18 protein-coding genes are annotated in these 16,304 nt (G+C 64.0%); 3 read left to right on the plus strand and 15 right to left on the minus strand.

The features are described 5' to 3' along the window. Positions 1–32 precede the first annotated feature (32 nt). A complete protein-coding gene (locus tag YUU_RS0113945; protein ID WP_027522924.1) occupies positions 33–836 on the plus strand; it encodes a hypothetical protein in 804 nt (267 codons plus the stop codon). Positions 837–1,078: 242 nt separating this feature from the next. Here YUU_RS0113945 and parC read toward each other — a convergent pair whose 3' ends face one another. From parC to rpoZ, 11 genes are all read right to left on the minus strand, one after another. Beyond that, positions 1,079–3,337, minus strand: a complete 2,259-nt coding sequence (gene parC, locus YUU_RS0113950; protein WP_027522925.1) for a DNA topoisomerase IV subunit A — start codon at positions 3,335–3,337, stop codon at positions 1,079–1,081. 188 nt (positions 3,338–3,525) lie between these two features. Further along, positions 3,526–3,804: a hypothetical protein gene (locus YUU_RS0113955; RefSeq protein ID WP_027522926.1), complete on the minus strand. Its 279-nt coding sequence runs from the start codon at positions 3,802–3,804 to the stop codon at positions 3,526–3,528. A gap of 92 nt (positions 3,805–3,896) precedes the next feature. Beyond that, positions 3,897–4,646, minus strand: coding sequence for a DNA repair protein RecO (gene recO / locus YUU_RS0113960; protein ID WP_027522927.1), 750 nt, complete (start codon positions 4,644–4,646; stop codon positions 3,897–3,899). 138 nt (positions 4,647–4,784) lie between these two features. After that, entirely contained in the window at positions 4,785–5,165 is a 381-nt protein-coding gene (locus tag YUU_RS0113965; protein ID WP_027522928.1) for a hypothetical protein, read from the minus strand. A gap of 22 nt (positions 5,166–5,187) precedes the next feature. Then, a complete protein-coding gene (gene era, locus YUU_RS0113970; RefSeq protein ID WP_027522929.1) occupies positions 5,188–6,117 on the minus strand; it encodes a GTPase Era in 930 nt (309 codons plus the stop codon). Then, positions 6,107–6,922, minus strand: a complete 816-nt coding sequence (rnc, locus tag YUU_RS0113975) for a ribonuclease III (protein WP_027522930.1) — start codon at positions 6,920–6,922, stop codon at positions 6,107–6,109. The genes era and rnc overlap by 11 nt, the downstream gene beginning before the upstream one ends. Then, positions 6,919–7,680: a signal peptidase I gene (lepB, locus tag YUU_RS0113980; protein WP_027522931.1), complete on the minus strand. Its 762-nt coding sequence runs from the start codon at positions 7,678–7,680 to the stop codon at positions 6,919–6,921. Before lepB ends, rnc begins: the two co-directional genes overlap by 4 nt. 250 nt (positions 7,681–7,930) lie before the next feature. Continuing rightward, on the minus strand, positions 7,931–8,350 hold the full coding sequence (acpS, locus tag YUU_RS0113985; RefSeq protein ID WP_027522932.1) for a holo-ACP synthase: 420 nt from the start codon (positions 8,348–8,350) through the stop codon (positions 7,931–7,933). Further along, positions 8,347–9,099, minus strand: a complete 753-nt coding sequence (locus YUU_RS0113990; RefSeq protein ID WP_027522933.1) for a pyridoxine 5'-phosphate synthase — start codon at positions 9,097–9,099, stop codon at positions 8,347–8,349. The genes acpS and YUU_RS0113990 overlap by 4 nt, the downstream gene beginning before the upstream one ends. A gap of 39 nt (positions 9,100–9,138) precedes the next feature. Further along, positions 9,139–11,424, minus strand: coding sequence for a bifunctional (p)ppGpp synthetase/guanosine-3',5'-bis(diphosphate) 3'-pyrophosphohydrolase (locus tag YUU_RS0113995; protein WP_027522934.1), 2,286 nt, complete (start codon positions 11,422–11,424; stop codon positions 9,139–9,141). Between the two features lie 220 nt (positions 11,425–11,644). After that, entirely contained in the window at positions 11,645–12,037 is a 393-nt protein-coding gene (gene rpoZ, locus YUU_RS0114000) for a DNA-directed RNA polymerase subunit omega (protein ID WP_027522935.1), read from the minus strand. Positions 12,038–12,363: 326 nt separating this feature from the next. On the opposite strand from rpoZ, the gene YUU_RS0114005 reads away from it, so the two are divergent. Beyond that, entirely contained in the window at positions 12,364–13,008 is a 645-nt protein-coding gene (locus YUU_RS0114005) for an NYN domain-containing protein (RefSeq protein WP_027522936.1), read from the plus strand. Beyond that, the gene (locus YUU_RS0114010; RefSeq protein WP_027522937.1) at positions 12,989–13,663 is read left to right on the plus strand and encodes a uracil-DNA glycosylase; all 675 of its coding nucleotides are present in this window, start codon (positions 12,989–12,991) and stop codon (positions 13,661–13,663) included. Before YUU_RS0114005 ends, YUU_RS0114010 begins: the two co-directional genes overlap by 20 nt. On the opposite strand, the gene YUU_RS0114015 is transcribed toward YUU_RS0114010, so the two are convergent. The 4 genes from YUU_RS0114015 to dapA are packed head-to-tail and all read right to left on the minus strand — an operon-like array spanning position 13,660 to position 16,139. Continuing rightward, positions 13,660–14,241, minus strand: coding sequence for a peroxiredoxin (locus tag YUU_RS0114015; RefSeq protein ID WP_027522938.1), 582 nt, complete (start codon positions 14,239–14,241; stop codon positions 13,660–13,662). The genes YUU_RS0114010 and YUU_RS0114015 overlap by 4 nt on opposite strands. Before the next feature lie 4 nt (positions 14,242–14,245). After that, positions 14,246–14,719 (minus strand): SsrA-binding protein SmpB, encoded by a 474-nt coding sequence (gene smpB / locus YUU_RS0114020; RefSeq protein WP_027522939.1) that lies wholly within the window; start codon positions 14,717–14,719, stop codon positions 14,246–14,248. Between the two features lie 60 nt (positions 14,720–14,779). Continuing rightward, the gene (gene mscL, locus YUU_RS0114025) at positions 14,780–15,196 is read right to left on the minus strand and encodes a large conductance mechanosensitive channel protein MscL (RefSeq protein WP_027522940.1); all 417 of its coding nucleotides are present in this window, start codon (positions 15,194–15,196) and stop codon (positions 14,780–14,782) included. A 52-nt stretch (positions 15,197–15,248) separates the two neighbouring features. After that, positions 15,249–16,139 (minus strand): 4-hydroxy-tetrahydrodipicolinate synthase, encoded by an 891-nt coding sequence (gene dapA, locus YUU_RS0114030; protein WP_027522941.1) that lies wholly within the window; start codon positions 16,137–16,139, stop codon positions 15,249–15,251. Positions 16,140–16,304: the final 165 nt, after the last annotated feature.

Below are 16,304 nucleotides of genomic sequence, written 5' to 3' on the forward strand. Positions count from 1 at the left end.
CGCTAAGGTGTGTTCGAGGGGGAATCTGCGCCGTGGAATCGTTTCCTGATCAGAAGGCCAGGCCGCGACGACCGGTCATTATTCTCGTGCTCCTGTCCCTCCTCCTGATCGCCTGCTTCGTCGCCATGTATTACGCCGGCGATCTGTCGAAGTATCAGGCCGTCGTTTCCGCCGAGGAGACCCGCACCGCCTTGCGCGAAGTGACTGATGCCGAGCAGCTCGATCAGGTCATCAAGCTGCATCCTTCGAACAGGCTGCTCAGGCTGCTTGCGCTCGCAAACAGCGACGCGATGGAAATCGATGCCGCCGCGCGAAAGCTGCTGGGCGAGGTCGAGCCGAAACCGCTGCCGAAGCTCGGCGATCTCGGCGCGTCGAGCCGCAGCGACCTTGACGGGCTGCGCCGCGATCTCAAGACGGCGGAAAACAATGCGGCAGGTTTGGCGCGTCGGTACGCCGAGACGATCAAGACCACGCGTGACAGGATCGAAAACGACGCGCGCTCGCTGAACCTCGGGGATGCGCGGCTCGCCGGTTTCATGGCGCTGATCGACGAGCAGCATGCGGCGTGGACGGCGCTCACCTCCAAGGCGCTCGCCTCGCGGGCGGATTACTACAATGCTTTCGACAAATGTGTGGCGCTTCTGATACGCGAGTTCGGGGTCTACAAGGTCGCGAACGGTCAGTTCATCTTTCCCTTCCAGTCCACGGCCGACAGCTACAATCGCGCCGCGACGGCCATGACTGCTGCGGTCAACCGCGCTGCCGAACTCGAGGACGAAAGAAAGAGCCTGCGACAGTCAGAGTTCGCCAAATGGAAGACGTTTGTCGACGGTTAGCCCCTGACGGCCTCGCGCGCGGGGAGCAGATTTGCCCCCTGATTTGCCCGACGTGTCAATCCGTCCAGCATCACCCGGGGGCACCCTGCCGGCGACTTGCGCGCTACTTTGCATGGGGTTGTTTTCGAGATTTTGGTTGGGAGCACCGCAGCCACACCCCACCACCGCCTTTACAAGACCAGATCGCCCGATTTCGCGGGCGATCACGGTGGTCTCGGTGGTATGAGCGCTCTGCTGTGCCCCTACCCGATCACCCGCCCGAACTTGTTCGATTTCGGGAAGCCCTTCGGCGGCAGGCGGCCGGCGTCGGCGCGGGTGCCCTGCCACTCGGCGAGTTCCTTCATGGTCGCGCCGAACTCGCGGCCGGCAGAGTCCTTCCAGGTCAGCCCTGCCTTTGCGTCGAACACGGCGACGTCGGACAGGCCGCCGTCCTTGTACTTCTGCAACCGCACGCCGCGGCCGCGGGCCATTTCCGGCACCTGATCGAGCGGGAAGATCAGCATCTTGCGGTTCTCGCCGATGACGGCGATGGTGTCACCGAGCACTTCCGTGACCGTGCGCGCCTCGTTCGGCATCTCGACGTTGAGGACCTGCTTGCCCTTCTTGGTGGTGCCGACGCAATCGTCCTCATTGACGATAAAACCCTGGCCCTCGTGGCTTGCGACCAGGAATTTGCGACCGCCCTTGTTGACGAACAGCGCGACCGGCGCGGCCTCCTGCTCGAGGTCAATGAACAGCCGGATCGGCTCGCCATGGCCGCGGCCGCCCGGCAGCTTCGCAACATCCAGCGAGTAGAACTTGCCGTTGGTCGCGAACAGCAGGAGCTTCGAGGTCGTTTCGGCGAAGAAGGCAAAGCCGAGCTTGTCATCCTGCTTGAAAGCAAGCCCCGACAAATCCTCGACATGGCCCTTCATCGTCCGGATCCAGCCCTTGTCGGAGACGACGACCGTGACCGGCTCGCGCTCGACGAAGGCTTCCTCGATCGCGGCGAGATCGTGCTCCGGCGCGTCAGCAAAGGCGGTGCGGCGCTTGCCGAGCGGCGTCTTGGGCCCGAACATGTCGCGGACCTTGCCGACCTGCTCGCCGACCTTCTTCCACTGCTCGGTTTCGGAGGCGAGCAGGCCTTCGATACCCTTCAACTCCTTGCGCAGATCCCTGTCCTCATTGCGGATCTCCATTTCCTCGAGCCTGCGCAAGTTGCGCAAACGCATGTTGAGGATGGCTTCGGCCTGGATTTCGGTGAGCTTGAACGCCTTGATCAACGCCGGCTTCGGCTCGTCCTCGGTGCGGATGATCTTGATCACCTTGTCGAGGTTCAGATAGGCGACCAAATGGCCGCCAAGGACCTCGAGCCGGTGCTCGATCTGGCTCTTGCGGAAGTTGGAGCGGCGGATCAGCACGTCGCGCAGATGGTCGAGCCATTCGCGCAGGCACTCCGCGAGCCCCACAACCTTGGGGATGCGGCCCTTGATCAGCACGTTCAGGTTCAGCGGGATCTTGCTTTCGAGCTCGGTCAGCCGGAACAGCGACTCCATCATCAAAGCGGGATCGACGTTCTTCGACTTCGGCTCGATGACGAGACGGACGTCCTCTGCAGATTCGTCGCGGACCTCGCCAACCAGAGGCAGCTTTTTCTGGTCGAGCAACTCGGCGATCTTCTCGACCAGCCGCGACTTCTGCACCAGCCACGGGATCTGCGTGACGACGACGACCCAGGTGCCGCGGGCGCCTTCCTCCTGCTCCCATTTGGAACGGACGCGGAAAGAGCCACGGCCGGTGGTGTAGGCCTCCGCAATCGCCTGCTTGGAATCGACGATGATGCCGCCGGTCGGGAAGTCCGGGCCCTTCACCCACTTCAGGAGCGACTTGGACTTGGCATCGGGCTTTTCGATCAGATGCAGGGCCGCGTCGCAAAGCTCGGCCGCATTGTGCGGCGGAATCGAGGTCGCCATGCCGACCGCGATACCCTGCGCGCCGTTGGCGAGCAGGTTCGGGAAGCCGCCGGGCAGGACCACCGGCTCCTTGGACTGGCCGTCGTAATTGGCACGGAATTCGACGCCGTCCTCGTCGATGCCGTCGAGCAGAAGCCGCGCGACGTCGGTCATGCGGGCTTCGGTGTAGCGGTAGGCGGCGGGGTTATCGCCGTCGATATTGCCGAAATTGCCCTGGCCGTCGACCAGCGGATAGCGCGAGGAGAAGTCCTGCGCGAGACGTACCATGGCGTCGTAGATCGCCTGGTCGCCGTGCGGATGGAACGAGCCCATCACGTCGCCGACGATCTTGGCCGATTTCTTGAAGCCGGCGCCCGGGTCGAGCCTGAGCAGGCGCATGCCATAGAGGATGCGCCGGTGCACCGGCTTCAGACCGTCGCGCGCATCCGGCAGCGCGCGGCCCGTGATGGTGGAGAGCGCATAGGCGAGATAGCGCTCTTCGAGCGCATCGCGTAGCGGCACCTCGTGGATTTCAGCCGGCTTCTCCGGCGGTACCTGTCGTTTTCCCATGGGGAGGCGTTAAACCGAGACGGTGAATCGGGCAAGCCGCGAATCAAAATGCTCGATTTGGCGGGCTAACCTCCTCACAGAAAAAGGATTTGCAGGCCGATTCGGATCGGGCTCGCGCTACGCCGCCGCTTCGGATCGCAAATTGCGGACGCAAAACGGGCGAGGATCAATTGATTCCCTGTCGGCTACTATTGCCCGGCCCAGCCCGCGGTCACAGGCGGGGTGGCTTGCGGGCCCTTGGCCTGCGTCGGCGCATTGGCCAGACAGCGGCGCGCAGTCTCGATTTCCGCGTCCGTCGCGCCGTGGGATCGCGCCCATGTCTCCGCGGCGGCTGCCGAATATTTCGCAACATAGTACCGCACGACGGTGCAGGAGGCGCGGCGAAACAGGCCGGGCTGCTGCTCAGCAGCCATTGCGTCCGGCGCCAGCGCAAGCAGCGCGGCGGATACCACGAATCCTCTGATCATCTGGATGTCCCCGGTGGAACCACCCCGGCCAACCCAGTTAGCGTGATTTGGTTCCCGGTTTCAATAGCCGATCGGGCAGAGCAGAGACGCGCTCATGGCGAGCTGATCGCCCTCGCCTGCTGCCGCGTCAGAGCATTGAGGAAGCCGCTTCTTGCGTCCGAATGCCCCTGCCCGCGCGGCTCCAGCACGTGGCGGAGCAGGAACAGGCCGGTGAGCCGAAAGCCATCCTGAAGGTCCTGGTCCGTGAGCTCGCTCGCCGCCTCGCCCTGCCGCAGGAACGGTGGCAGGCGCAACAGCCGGTCGCGCCACGGCTCGCCGGCGGAGCGCGACACCGCGCCGCCGGATTTCGGCGAGACGTAGATCAGATCCGTGGTCTCGCCGGTCACCGCGCAATTCTCCAGCGCGAGGCCGAAGCCGAGTTCGGCGAGCATCGCGAGCTCGAAATGGATGATGTGCACGGCCGCCCCGCCGATGTCGTCGAAGTCATCGAGGGCGTGCTCGAGCTGCGCAAAGATCTCCTCATGCGGATCGCGCTCGGGCAACAGCCGCGCCAGCGAGGCAAGATGCGTGACGCCATAAACGCCGTGCGAGGACGCAAGCAGCTCCGCAGCCCGCAACCGCAGGCCCTCGATCGCATAGGTGCCCAGATGCTCGTCCAGCCGCGCCCGCCACACCGCGCGCACGCTGTTGCCGGGCTGGAGCAGCGGCCGCATCCGCGAACTGGCGCCGCCGCGCGCGAGCCCGAGATGCCGGCCGTGGGCGCGCGTCAGAAGCTCGACGATGGCGCTGGTCTCGCCATGCCGCCGCACCCCCAGCACGATGCCGTCGTCGGTCCATTCCATGGCAACGAGCTTACCGTATTTCGCGGAACCGTAGGGTGGGCAAAGCGAAGCGTGCCCACTGATTTGATCGATCAACACACGGCCAGTTGCGGTGGGCACGGCGCGCGAAAAGCGCGCCTTTGCCCTCCCTACGCATCTCTAGGCGTTGAACCAGCCCTGCGCGTCGCCGGTGAAGGAGAAATACAAGCCGATCGTCGTCAGCACGCAGGACACGATCTCGATGCCGCTGTCGAGCTCGATGCCCTTCTCGCCGATGATCTGCGTAAGCGAGATCACCGACAGCACGAGGGCCGCCGCCAGCACCCAGCGCGGCCAGTTCTTGCGCTTTTGTGCCGCCAGCCAGACGAAATAGACCAGCAGCAGGATCATCCCGCCGGCGATCAGCGTCGCGGTCGTGATCATCTGGTCCGTCATGTCGGGGTTCGGCGTGCGGTCCTGGAACGCAACCGACAGCGCATCCAGCATCAGCGATGCGTAAAGCAGCACTTCGAAGCGCAGGACGTTGCGGGGCACGCTCATCACCAACCCATCTTCTTCTTGTTCATTCTTTGGGGAATTCCAGGCCCATTTCCCGATAGCGGTCGGGATCGTCGCCCCAGTTCTCGCGCACCTTGACGAACAGGAAGAGATGCACGGGCACATCCAGGATCTGCATCAGCTCCTTGCGCGAGTCCGCGCCGATCGACTTGATGGTGGCGCCGCCCTTGCCGAGCACGATCTTGCGCTGGCTTTCGCGCTCGACGAAGATCGTCTGCTCGATGCGCACCGAGTTGTCCTTGCGCTCTTCCCATTTGTCGGTCTCGACCGTGGACTGGTAGGGCAATTCCTGGTGCAGCTTCTGATAGATCTTTTCGCGCGTGATCTCGGCCGCAAGCTGCCGCATCGGCGCGTCCGACATCTGGTCCTCGGGGTAAAGGAAGGGACCAGCCGGCACCATCTCCGCAAGCGTCGTGCGAATGTCGTCGACGCCGTCGCCCGAGATCGCCGAGATCATGAAGGTCCTGGCAAACGGCATGCGCTCATTGGCGGCCTGCGCCAGCGCCAGCAGCTTCTCGCGCTGGACCAGGTCGACCTTGTTGATCACCAGGATCTTCTCGTGATTGACGCTCGCGGCCTTGGTGAGGATCGCCTCGGCCTCCTCGTCGATGCCGGTCTTGGCGTCGAGCAGCACGCAGACGAGATCGGCGTCATGCGCGCCGCTCCAGGCGGTCGACACCATGGCGCGGTCGAGCCGCCGCTTCGGCGAGAAGATGCCTGGCGTATCGACCAGAATCACTTGCGCATTGTCCTCGATGACGATGCCGCGGATCAGCGCCCGCGTCGTCTGCACCTTGCGCGAGACGATCGTGACCTTGGCACCGACCAGCGCATTGACCAGGGTTGACTTGCCCACATTGGGGGCGCCGATCAGCGCCACGAAGCCGCAGCGTGTGGCCGGCGGCGTCGCCGCATTGCTCGCCTCAGCCGTCATTGCCACCGCCAACGCCTTCGCGTTCGATCATGACGGAGGCCGCGACCTTCTCCGCCGCGCGCTTGCTGCCGCCGATGCCTTCCGCCGATGCCAGCCCAGGCAGATCCACGGCGACGCGGAACTGCGGATCGTGATGAGGCCCGGTGCGCTCGACCTCGCGATAAACCGGCGTCGGCAAGCCCTTCCCCTGCGCCCATTCCTGGAGCACGGTCTTGGGGTCGCGCAGCGGCCGCCGCGGCTTGTGCATGCGCTCGGTCCAGTTTCGCTTGACGAACTCGGCCGCGGCCGCATGCCCACCGTCGAGATAGATGGCGCCGATCACGGCTTCGCAGATGTCGCCGAGCACGGATTTGCGCAAGCGGGCGTCGGCGGCGGGACCGACACTACCAAGCTTGATGTCCTCGACGAGGCCAAGCAACTTCGCAACGTCAGCGCAACTCTCCTTGCGCACGAGCTCGGCGAGCCGCTTGGACAGCTCGCCTTCATCGGCGCTCGGGAAGGCGTGATAGAGCATGTCGGACACGACGAGCCCGAGCACGTGGTCGCCGAGGAATTCCAGCCGCTGGTAGCTGTCGCCGCGCTTGCGTCCCGACTTGAGGGCAGAGACGTGCGTGATCGCCTGGATGAGCAGGTTCGGATCGGCGAAATTGTGCCCGATGCGCGCCTCGAGCGCCGCGTTCGCGCCCTTGGCCTTGCCGCTCCTCGCCCGCTTCTTCTTTGCGGGAGCTTTGGGAGCAGCTTCGGCGTCAGGGCTCGCAGCGGCCTCGATCGGTTGGATTGTGATGTCCTTGGCTTCGTCTTTCATCGGACGATTTTGAACATTCGGTTCCAGCGCACCGCCCAGGGCCAGCGCCAGAACATCCAGGCGTGCTCGCCTTCGGCGATGGAGAAGAAAATCATCTGGGCACGGCCGATCAGGTTCTCCTGCGGCACGTAGCCCACCGCCGACTGCACGCGGCTGTCGGTCGAGTTGTCACGGTTGTCGCCCATCATGAAGAAGTGGCCGGCCGGCACGGTGTAGACGTTGGTATTGTCGTAGAAGCCGTTGTCGACGCAGTCGAGCGTCTCATAGGTGACGCCGTTCGGCAGCGTCTCCTTCCAGCGCTTCACCCGCGCGGTAGCATCCGACGAGCCGCAGGGGTCTTCGCCGACGAAGTCGCTCAGGCGTTCGCGCTGCACCGGCACGTCGTTGATGTAGAGCAGCCCTTCCTTCATCTGGACGCGGTCGCCGGGCAGCCCGATCACGCGCTTGATGTAGTCGGTGGTGTCGTCCTTGGGCAGACGGAAGACGACGATGTCGCCGCGGTTCGGGTCCGAGCCGAAGACGCGTCCCGAGAACAGCGGCGGCGAGAACGGGATCGAGTAATGGCTATAGCCGTAGGAATATTTCGACACGAACAGGTAATCGCCGACGAGCAGCGTCGCCTTCATCGAGCCGGAGGGAATATTGAACGGCTGGAACAGGAAGGTGCGGATCACCAGCGCGATCAGGAGAGCGTGGATGACGACCCGGACCGTTTCGCCGAGGCCGCTCTCAGATTTGGTTCCTGAAGTCACGCTCATTGCTTTCCCAATTCCGGTCCCGCGGTCACGGAACGCCCGTTCCCGCGCATAGCCCCGTCGCTTTGCGGCGTAAGGAGATTGTCCTGATTCTGATAGTGGGGGCCAATTCCGGCGTAAAGCCGAATTCGCCCCGGCTGATTTGTGCCGGCGAACTTTTAGACGGTTGTCAGCAGCCACGCAATCAAGGGGCGCATCAACAATATATAAGTCATTGAATTTATTATATTACTTTAATTCTTCGGCCGACAGATCAAGGTTTCGCCAGCGGCACCGCTGAAATGACGACGAAGGCCTGGGCGAGCGGCCAGTCGTCGGTGATCGACAGGTCGATCCGCGCTTCGAAGCCCTCCGGCGTCAGCGCGTTCAACCGGGCCAGCGCACCGCCGGTCAGTTGCATGGTCGGCCGCCCCCCGGGCAGGTTGACCACCCCCATGTCGCGCCACCAGACGCCGCGCCTGATGCCGGTCCCGAGCGCCTTGGAGCAGGCCTCCTTGGCGGCGAAGCGCTTGGCATAGGTCGCGACCACCATCTTCTCGCTCTTGGCGCGGCGCTCCGCCTTGGCACGTTCGGCCTCGGTGAAGATGCGGTCGAGAAAGCGCTCGCCATGGCGTTCGATCACCTTGGCGACGCGGGTGATGTCGATCAGGTCGGAGCCGATGCCGATGATCATGCCCTGCTCCGGCCGCGGTCCATCGCGGCGCGCATGCTGCGCACCGTTTCGGCAAGGCCGACGAACAGCGCCTCGCCGATCATGTAATAGCCGATGTTCAGCTCGATGATTTCGGGGAGGCCTGCGATCTTCTCCGCCGTCGCATAATCGAGCCCGTGGCCGGCGTGGACCTCGAGACCTGCAGCGCGGGCCAGCCTGGCGCCGGCCACGATGCGCTGCCATTCGGCCTCGGCCTTGTCGGTGTGTCCGTCGACGACGGCGTCGCACCAGGCACCGGTGTGGATCTCGATCACCGGCGCGCGCAGCCGCGCCGCCATCTCGATCTGCTGGGGGTCGGCGGCGATGAACAGCGACACGCGGATGCCGGCGTCGTTCAGCCGAGCGATGAAAGGCGCGAGCGCATTGTGCTGTCCGACCACATCGAGCCCGCCTTCGGTCGTCACCTCCTGGCGGCGCTCCGGCACCAGGCACACCGCATGCGGCTTGGTGGCGAGCGAGATGCGCATCATGTCGTCGGTCGCCGCCATCTCGAAGTTCAGAGGCTTGGAGATTTCCGCCTTCAGCCGCGCCATGTCCTCGTCGCGGATATGCCGGCGATCTTCGCGCAAGTGTGCGGTGATGCCATCGGCGCCGGCCTCGATCGCCACCAAAGCAGCGCGCACCGGATCGGGATTGCGGCCGCCCCGCGCGTTACGCAGGGTCGCGACATGGTCGACATTGACGCCGAGGCGAAGCGGAGGAACGGGCATGGCGAGGCTCACGTAGTCGGAGGGACAGGCAAACTCGGCCTATCCATTAACACGTTCGACGCGCGCGACGACCGCCTTCGCGCGCAACTGGGCTATGATCGCGCTCAGGTGCTTCAGGTCGTACACCTCGAGATCGATGGTCGTCTCGGTGAAATCCGGCGAGCGGCGCTGCATGCTGATATTGTCGATGTTGCCGTCGTGCTCGGCGATCACGGTCGCGATCTGCGCGAGCGCGCCGGGCTCGTTGACGTTCTCGACCTTGATGCGGGCCGGGAAGCGCTGCGGAGTGGTGTCCTCGATGTCCCAGCGTACGTCGAGCCAGCGCTCCGGCTCCTCCTCGAAATCCTTCAGGGCCGGCGACTGGATCGGATAGATGGTGATGCCCTCGCCCGGCGTGACGATGCCGACAATACGGTCGCCAGGCACGGCGCCGCCGTTCGGCGCGAACTTCACCGGCAGGTCGGAATTGATGCCGCGGATCGGGATCGCGGTCGGGGGGCGCGGCGTCCCCGGCACCACGGTCTCCTTGAGCTTGGCGGCCAGCCCCTTCTTGGCGTAGCGCCCGACCCGCTCTTCCTTGTAGTCGGGATACATGGCCCGCGCGACGTCGGAGGCCTTGATCTCGCCTCGGCCGACCGCCGCCATCACGTCCTCGATCGAGGAGCGGGCAAGGCGCGGCAGCGCCCCCTTCAGCTTGTCGTCGGCGTAGTCGATTTTGGCACGTTCGAACAGGCGCTCGACGATACGCCGGCCGAGGCCGGCATATTGGTCGCGGACTGCGGTACGGGTAGCACGCCGGATCGCCGCGCGCGCCTTGCCGGTTACGGCAAGCGATTCCCAGGCCGATGGCGGCGCCGATTGTGCCTCCGAGGTCAGAACCTCGACCTCGTCGCCGTTCTGCAGTTCCGAGGACAGCGGCGCGAACTTGCCGTTGATCTTGCAACCCACGGCGCTGTTGCCGACGTCGGTGTGCACCGCATAGGCAAAGTCGATCACATTGGCATGGCGCGGCAGCGCGATCAGCTTGCCCTTCGGGGTGAAGCAGAACACCTGGTCGTGGAACAGTTCGAGCTTGGTGTGCTCGAGGAATTCCTCGGGATTGGTGCTCTCGGAAAGAATTCCGACGGTATGGCGCAGCCAGGCAAACGCATTGGACTCGCGCTTCAGGAACTCCGTCGGCGAGCCGACGCCCTCCTTGTAGAAGACGTGCGCGGCGATGCCGCGCTCGGCGATCTGGTCCATTTCCTCGGTGCGGATCTGGAGCTCGACGCGCTGGTTTCCGGGGCCGATCACCGTGGTGTGGATCGAGCGATAGTCGTTCTGCTTGGGCGTCGAGATGTAGTCCTTGAAACGGCCGGGCACGACAGGCCAGGTGGTGTGGACGATGCCGAGCGCGCGGTAGCAGGCCTCGACGTCGTTGACCACGACACGGAAGCCGAAGATGTCGGACAATTGCTCGAAGCCGACCGACTTGCGCTCCATCTTGGTCCAGATCGAGAACGGCTTCTTGCGGCGACCGTAGACGCGCGCGCCAAGGCCCCTGTGGCGCAGATTGTTCGAGAGCTGAGCCTCGATCTCGCCGATCAGATTGCGGTTGCGCTCGGCCAGCGCATCGAGCCGCTGCATCACCACGTTGTAGGCTTCGGGATCGAGGGTGCGGAAGGACAGGTCCTCCAGCTCCTCACGCATCTCCTGCATACCCATGCGGCCCGCCAGCGGCGCGTAGATGTCGAGCGTCTCCTCGGCGATCCGGCGGCGCGATGCCGGCGGCACGAATTCCAGCGTGCGCATGTTGTGCAGGCGGTCGGCGAGCTTGACCAGGAGGACGCGAACGTCGTCCGCGATCGCCAGCAGGAGCTTGCGCAGGTTCTCGGCCTGCTTGGCCTCGCGCGATACCAGCTCCAGCCGCTTCAGCTTGGTCAGGCCCTCGACCAGCGCACCGATCTCGGGGCCGAAGATCTGGTCGATCTCGGCGCGGGTCGCCTCGGTGTCCTCGATCGTGTCGTGCAATAGCGCCGCCACGATAGTGGCGTCGTCGAGCTTCAGGTCGGTGAGGATCGCCGCCACTTCGAGCGGATGGGAGAAGTAGGGGTCGCCCGAGGCGCGCGTCTGCGAGCCGTGCGCCTTCATGGCGTAGACATAGGCGCGGTTCAGCAGGTCTTCGTTGGTGTTCGGGTTGTAGGACCTGACGCGCTCGACGAGGTCATATTGCCGCATCATGCGCGCCCGCGGCTTTGAGGGCCGTGCCGTCGGCGCAGTCGGGGCCACGGCGACCGACTCGGTCGCGGCCTCCATCTGCGTAAATTTACGACGCCGATACACCATCTCTGCCCGCGTCTTCCTGCCTTCAAACGAACCAGGAAATGGCCCGTTGTATACATCCTAGCGCCGATCGTGCGCGTGTCCGACACAATCGGAAACGGCGCTCGCAAGCGCGCTCTGCTAGCGCTATGGTAACCACGAAAAGGTCAACAAAAGCAAAGGCCCGAACGCGGGTTCGGGCCTTTGATGAAATCAAAATTTCGTCGGCGCGGCGCGAGAACGATTACTCGTCCTCCTCGGGCTGCTCCTCCGGCGGCGCCAGGCCCTCGAGGCCCTTCAGGAGCTCCTCTTCCGTCATGCGCTCGACAGCGACCTCGGTATCGTCGGCATCGACGCTGGCGCCAGCGGAACCGATCAAAGGCACGGTATCGGGCTCAGGCTCATCCACCTCGACGAATTTCTGGAGCGAGTGGACCAGCTCCTCGCGCAGATCCTCTGGCGAAATGGTCTGGTCGGCAATTTCGCGCAAAGAGACAACGGGGTTCTTGTCGTTATCCCGGTCAACCGTTAGTTGTGAACCGGACGAAATCATGCGGGCGCGGTGGGCGGCCAGCAGGACGAGGTCAAACCGGTTGTCGACCTTGTCGATACAATCTTCTACGGTGACGCGAGCCATTAGACTGTCGCTCCGCTCTTGGGTGGGTCAAAACATGTGGATGATGCGGGCTAGTTATAGAGGCCGGGGCGGTTTCGCAAGATCATTTTGTGATTTGGTCTCGCCAAACGCCTTGGTTAACCCCACATTGGGGCTAGAATCGGCATTTCCCGGGTCGCCAAGGAGGGCGGCACCGGACGGGCCGACCGCCATAACTATACCTTGGTTTGCCCCGACTTCTCCGGATTTACGGTTTCGGCGGGTTTTGGCAGCCTCTTGATCTGCGCGGATTGCTGCCGTCGCGCCAACAATAAACGATTGAACACGAACACTACGCGAGCAACTGAATGTCACCTTCTCCAACCAACAAGATCGCGCTCTTCATCGATGGGGCCAATCTGTACGCGACGGCAAAAACGTTGGGTTTCGATATCGATTACAAGCGCCTGCTGAAGGAATTCCAGAGCCGGGGGACGCTTCTGCGTGCTTTCTACTACACCGCCATCATCGAGGATCAGGAATACTCCTCGATACGTCCCCTGATCGACTGGCTCGACTACAACGGCTACACCGTCGTCACCAAGGCCACGAAGGAATTCATCGACGCCAGCGGCCGCCGCAAGGTCAAGGGCAACATGGATATCGAGCTTGCGGTGGATGCCATGGAACTCGCCGAACACATCGACCAGATGGTGCTGTTCTCCGGTGACGGCGATTTCCGTTCCCTGGTCGAAGCCGTGCAGCGCCGCGGTGTCCGCGTCACCGTCATCTCCACCATCGCCAGCCAGCCGCCAATGATCGCCGACGAGCTGCGCCGCCAAGCCGACGTCTTCACCGACCTCGTCGAGCTCCAGTCCAAGCTTGGTCGCGACCCGTCCGAACGCCCGGCTCCGCGCGAGCGTGGCGACCGCGAAGCACGTCATCACGCCCCGCAGTTCCTCCAGCGCGCGACCACGATGGCGCCGAGGGGCGATGACGACTTCGAGGAGTGAGGCGGCCCGTTCAAGCCGCCAGGTCCCCACCGTCGTACCCGACCGTGACTGTCCGCTCTGTCCACGGCTGGTTGCCTTTCGCGAGGCGAACCGGGCGCGCGAGCCGTCCTGGCACAATGCGCCGGTTGCGCCCTTCGGCGACGTCAAGGCGCGCCTGCTGATCGTCGGTCTCGCACCGGGGATGCAGGGCGCCAACCGCACGGGTCGCCCGTTCACGGGCGACTATGCCGGCGACCTGCTCTACGCAACGCTGATCGAATACGGGTTTGCCAAGGGGGCCTATCAGGCGCGGCCCGACGACGGCCTGAAGCTTGTCGACTGCCGGATCGCCAATGCGGTGCACTGCGTGCCGCCGCAGAACAAGCCGCTGCCGGCAGAGATCAACACGTGCCGCACCTTCCTCGCCGCCAACCTCGAGACGATGCCGAACCTGCGTGCCATCGTCGCGCTCGGACGAATTGCGCACGATACCGTACTCAAGCCGCTGGGCCTGAAGGGTGCGCAGGCGCCGTTCGGTCACGGCGCGGTGCACCAGGCGGGCGCGCTCCGGCTGTACGACAGTTATCACTGCTCCCGTTACAACACGAACACCGGCGTGCTCACGCCGGAGATGTTCCGCAAGGTGTTTGCTAAGGTGAAAGCCGACCTCGACTAGGCCTTGACTGGGTGGTCTTTCAGCCAGTGCAGCACGTCGCCGGCGTTTCGGTCGGGCGGAAACACCGGATAGAATACGTGCGTTATCTTCGCGTCGTCGAGGATCAACGCAAGCCGCTTGATCAACGTCAGCCCGGCAACCTCCATCGTCGGCAGATTGAGTGCGCGGGTCAGCTCGAGCTTCTCGTCTGAGAGCACCGGGAACGGCAGATGCAGCCGCGAGGCCATCTCGGTCTGGTAGTCGTTGCTTTGGGTCGAGAGCCCGAACACATGGGACGTGCCGGCTGCCTTCAACTCGGCGAAGAGGTCGCGGAACGCGCAGGTCTGCGGCGTGCAGCCGCGCGCGCCGGGGATCATGTCCCAGTCGTCGACCAGCGCGATCTTGCCGGGCTCGCCTGTGCGCGGATAGCCGAAGACAACGGTGCGGCCGCGGAGCGCCGACAGCGTCACTGACGTATCGTCGGTCGCGCGCAGGCTGACCGGCGGGATCGTCATGCCCTTCAGATGCGTCGCGCCACCATCGTCTGTCGGCGCCGGGATCTTGCTCCAGTCGACCTCGAGCAGGTTTCTCTGGTTCATCGCCTCATCCCCTCGCCCGCATCAGCCGGCCCTTCTCCCGGCCCCAGTCGCGCTTCTTCACGGTCTCGCGCTTGTCGTGCAGCTTCTTGCCCTTGGCGACCGCGAGCTGCAGCTTCGCCCGCCCGCGCTCGTTGAAGTAAAGCTTGAGCGGGATCAGCGTCATGCCCTCGCGGTCCACCGCGCCGATCAGCTTGTTGATCTGCTTTCGATGCAGCAGCAGCTTGCGCGGCCGCTTCGGCTCGTGATTGAAGCGGTTGGCCTGGAGATATTCGGGGATGTTGGCGTTGATCAGCCAGATCTCGCCGTTCTTCGAATCCGCGTAGGATTCCGCGATCGTGCTCTTGCCGTTGCGGATCGACTTGACCTCGGTTCCGGTCAGCGCAATGCCCGCCTCGACCGTGTCCTCGATCGCGTAATTGAAGCGCGCCTTGCGATTTTCCGCCACAACCTTGATGGGGCGTTCGTTCTTGTCGGCCATGGCTCAGGTTACCAGATCGAGATGCGCGTCAACGCTAACAGGTTGGATGAAGCGCGCGCGTCAAGACTTCTTGAGGAGATCGCGGATCTCGGTCAGCAGCTCAACCTCGGCTGAAGGCTTCGGCGGAGCAGCAGGCGCGGCCTCCTCCTTGCGCTTCAACTTGTTCATGGCGCGGATCACCAGGAACAGCACGAAGGCAACGATGATGAAGTTGATCGTCAGCGTGAGGAAGCTACCCCAAGCCAAGACGGCACCCTGCTTTTTCGCATCCGCAAGATTGCCGGCGGTGACTGCCTTCGACAGCGGCGTAAAGTAGTTCGAGAAGTCGAGCCCGCCGGTGACGGCGCCGATCATCGGCATGATGACGTCGCCGACCAGCGAGTTGACGATGGCGCCGAACGCCGCACCGATGATGACGCCGACCGCGAGGTCGACGACGTTGCCTTTCATGGCAAACTCGCGGAACTCCTTGAGCATCTGCATGCCCTTTTCCTCGACGCTCATGAAAGCTCCCCGATTGGCTAGGGCGTCAGTTGATCAGGCCGGCATGGACCATGGCGCTGCGCACCGCGACGCGGGTCGGCTCGGACACCGGCACCATCGGCAGCCGCAGCGTCTCGTCCATCTTGCCGAGCAGCGACAGCGCATATTTGATCGGAGCCGGATTGCTCTCGATGAAGAGGTTGTTGTGCAGCGGCATCAACTTGTCGTGCAACTTTAAGGCGGTTGCGTGGTCACCCTTCTGCCAGGCGGTGTGGAATTCCGAGCACAGGCGCGGCGCAACATTTGATGTCACCGAGATGCAGCCATGGCCGCCATGCGCCATGTAGCCGAGCACGGTGGCGTCCTCGCCCGAGAGCTGGTTGAAATCCTCGCCCATCGCGGCGCGCTGCTGCGACACCCGCACCATGCTGGCGGTGGCGTCCTTGACGCCGGCGATGTTCTTCAAGTCCCACAGCCGCTTCATGGTGTCGACCGACATGTCGATCACCGAGCGCGGCGGGATGTTGTAGATGATGATCGGAATTCCAATCGCATCGTTGATCGCCTTGAAGTGCTGGTAGAGCCCTTCCTGGGTCGGCTTGTTGTAGTAGGGCGTCACCACCAGCACGGCATTGGCGCCCGCCTTCTCGGCGTGCTGGGCAAGCTCGACGGCTTCCTTGGTGGAGTTGGAGCCGGCGCCGGCGATCACGGGCACCCGTCCCTTGGCCTCCTGGATGCACCATTCGACGACCTTCTTGTGCTCGTCGTGGCTGAGCGTCGGGCTCTCGCCGGTGGTGCCGACCGGAACCAGGCCGTGGGTGCCCTCAGCGATCTGCCAATTGACCAGCGAGCGGAAAGCAGCCTCGTCCAGCGAGCCGTTTTTGAACGGCGTGACCAAGGCGGTAAACGATCCCCGGAACTTCGTCTTGGCTGCCATGGGCTTCCTCCGTACGCGTGCTGGCCTGAAAAGAGGCCCCTTTCATATCGGGTCTAACGGGCCGGTAAAAGGCCCGGTCCCAGGTGACGCACCGTTTAGGCCGCGATTTTGCCGCGGTGATGGTCCAAACACGGCCGCGGTAAGCGGCTGTTGGTATTTTTTCCG

The organism is Bradyrhizobium sp. Ec3.3 (genome assembly GCF_000472925.1).
Classification (GTDB): domain Bacteria; phylum Pseudomonadota; class Alphaproteobacteria; order Rhizobiales; family Xanthobacteraceae; genus Bradyrhizobium.

What these genes read in the sequence shown, in the direction of transcription:
- parC (WP_027522925.1), bottom strand. Translation starts at nt 3,337, where the DNA reads ATGGGAAAACGACAGGTACCGCCGGAGAAGCCGGCTGAAATCCACGAG.
- YUU_RS0113955 (WP_027522926.1), bottom strand. Translation starts at nt 3,804, where the DNA reads ATGATCAGAGGATTCGTGGTATCCGCCGCGCTGCTTGCGCTGGCGCCG.
- recO (WP_027522927.1), bottom strand. Translation starts at nt 4,646, where the DNA reads ATGGAATGGACCGACGACGGCATCGTGCTGGGGGTGCGGCGGCATGGC.
- YUU_RS0113965 (WP_027522928.1), bottom strand. Translation starts at nt 5,165, where the DNA reads ATGAGCGTGCCCCGCAACGTCCTGCGCTTCGAAGTGCTGCTTTACGCA.
- era (WP_027522929.1), bottom strand. Translation starts at nt 6,117, where the DNA reads ATGACGGCTGAGGCGAGCAATGCGGCGACGCCGCCGGCCACACGCTGC.
- rnc (WP_027522930.1), bottom strand. Translation starts at nt 6,922, where the DNA reads ATGAAAGACGAAGCCAAGGACATCACAATCCAACCGATCGAGGCCGCT.
- lepB (WP_027522931.1), bottom strand. Translation starts at nt 7,680, where the DNA reads ATGAGCGTGACTTCAGGAACCAAATCTGAGAGCGGCCTCGGCGAAACG.
- acpS (WP_027522932.1), bottom strand. Translation starts at nt 8,350, where the DNA reads ATGATCATCGGCATCGGCTCCGACCTGATCGACATCACCCGCGTCGCC.
- YUU_RS0113990 (WP_027522933.1), bottom strand. Translation starts at nt 9,099, where the DNA reads ATGCCCGTTCCTCCGCTTCGCCTCGGCGTCAATGTCGACCATGTCGCG.
- YUU_RS0113995 (WP_027522934.1), bottom strand. Translation starts at nt 11,424, where the DNA reads ATGGTGTATCGGCGTCGTAAATTTACGCAGATGGAGGCCGCGACCGAG.
- rpoZ (WP_027522935.1), bottom strand. Translation starts at nt 12,037, where the DNA reads ATGGCTCGCGTCACCGTAGAAGATTGTATCGACAAGGTCGACAACCGG.
- YUU_RS0114005 (WP_027522936.1), top strand. Translation starts at nt 12,364, where the DNA reads ATGTCACCTTCTCCAACCAACAAGATCGCGCTCTTCATCGATGGGGCC.
- YUU_RS0114010 (WP_027522937.1), top strand. Translation starts at nt 12,989, where the DNA reads ATGACGACTTCGAGGAGTGAGGCGGCCCGTTCAAGCCGCCAGGTCCCC.
- YUU_RS0114015 (WP_027522938.1), bottom strand. Translation starts at nt 14,241, where the DNA reads ATGAACCAGAGAAACCTGCTCGAGGTCGACTGGAGCAAGATCCCGGCG.
- smpB (WP_027522939.1), bottom strand. Translation starts at nt 14,719, where the DNA reads ATGGCCGACAAGAACGAACGCCCCATCAAGGTTGTGGCGGAAAATCGC.
- mscL (WP_027522940.1), bottom strand. Translation starts at nt 15,196, where the DNA reads ATGCTCAAGGAGTTCCGCGAGTTTGCCATGAAAGGCAACGTCGTCGAC.
- dapA (WP_027522941.1), bottom strand. Translation starts at nt 16,139, where the DNA reads ATGGCAGCCAAGACGAAGTTCCGGGGATCGTTTACCGCCTTGGTCACG.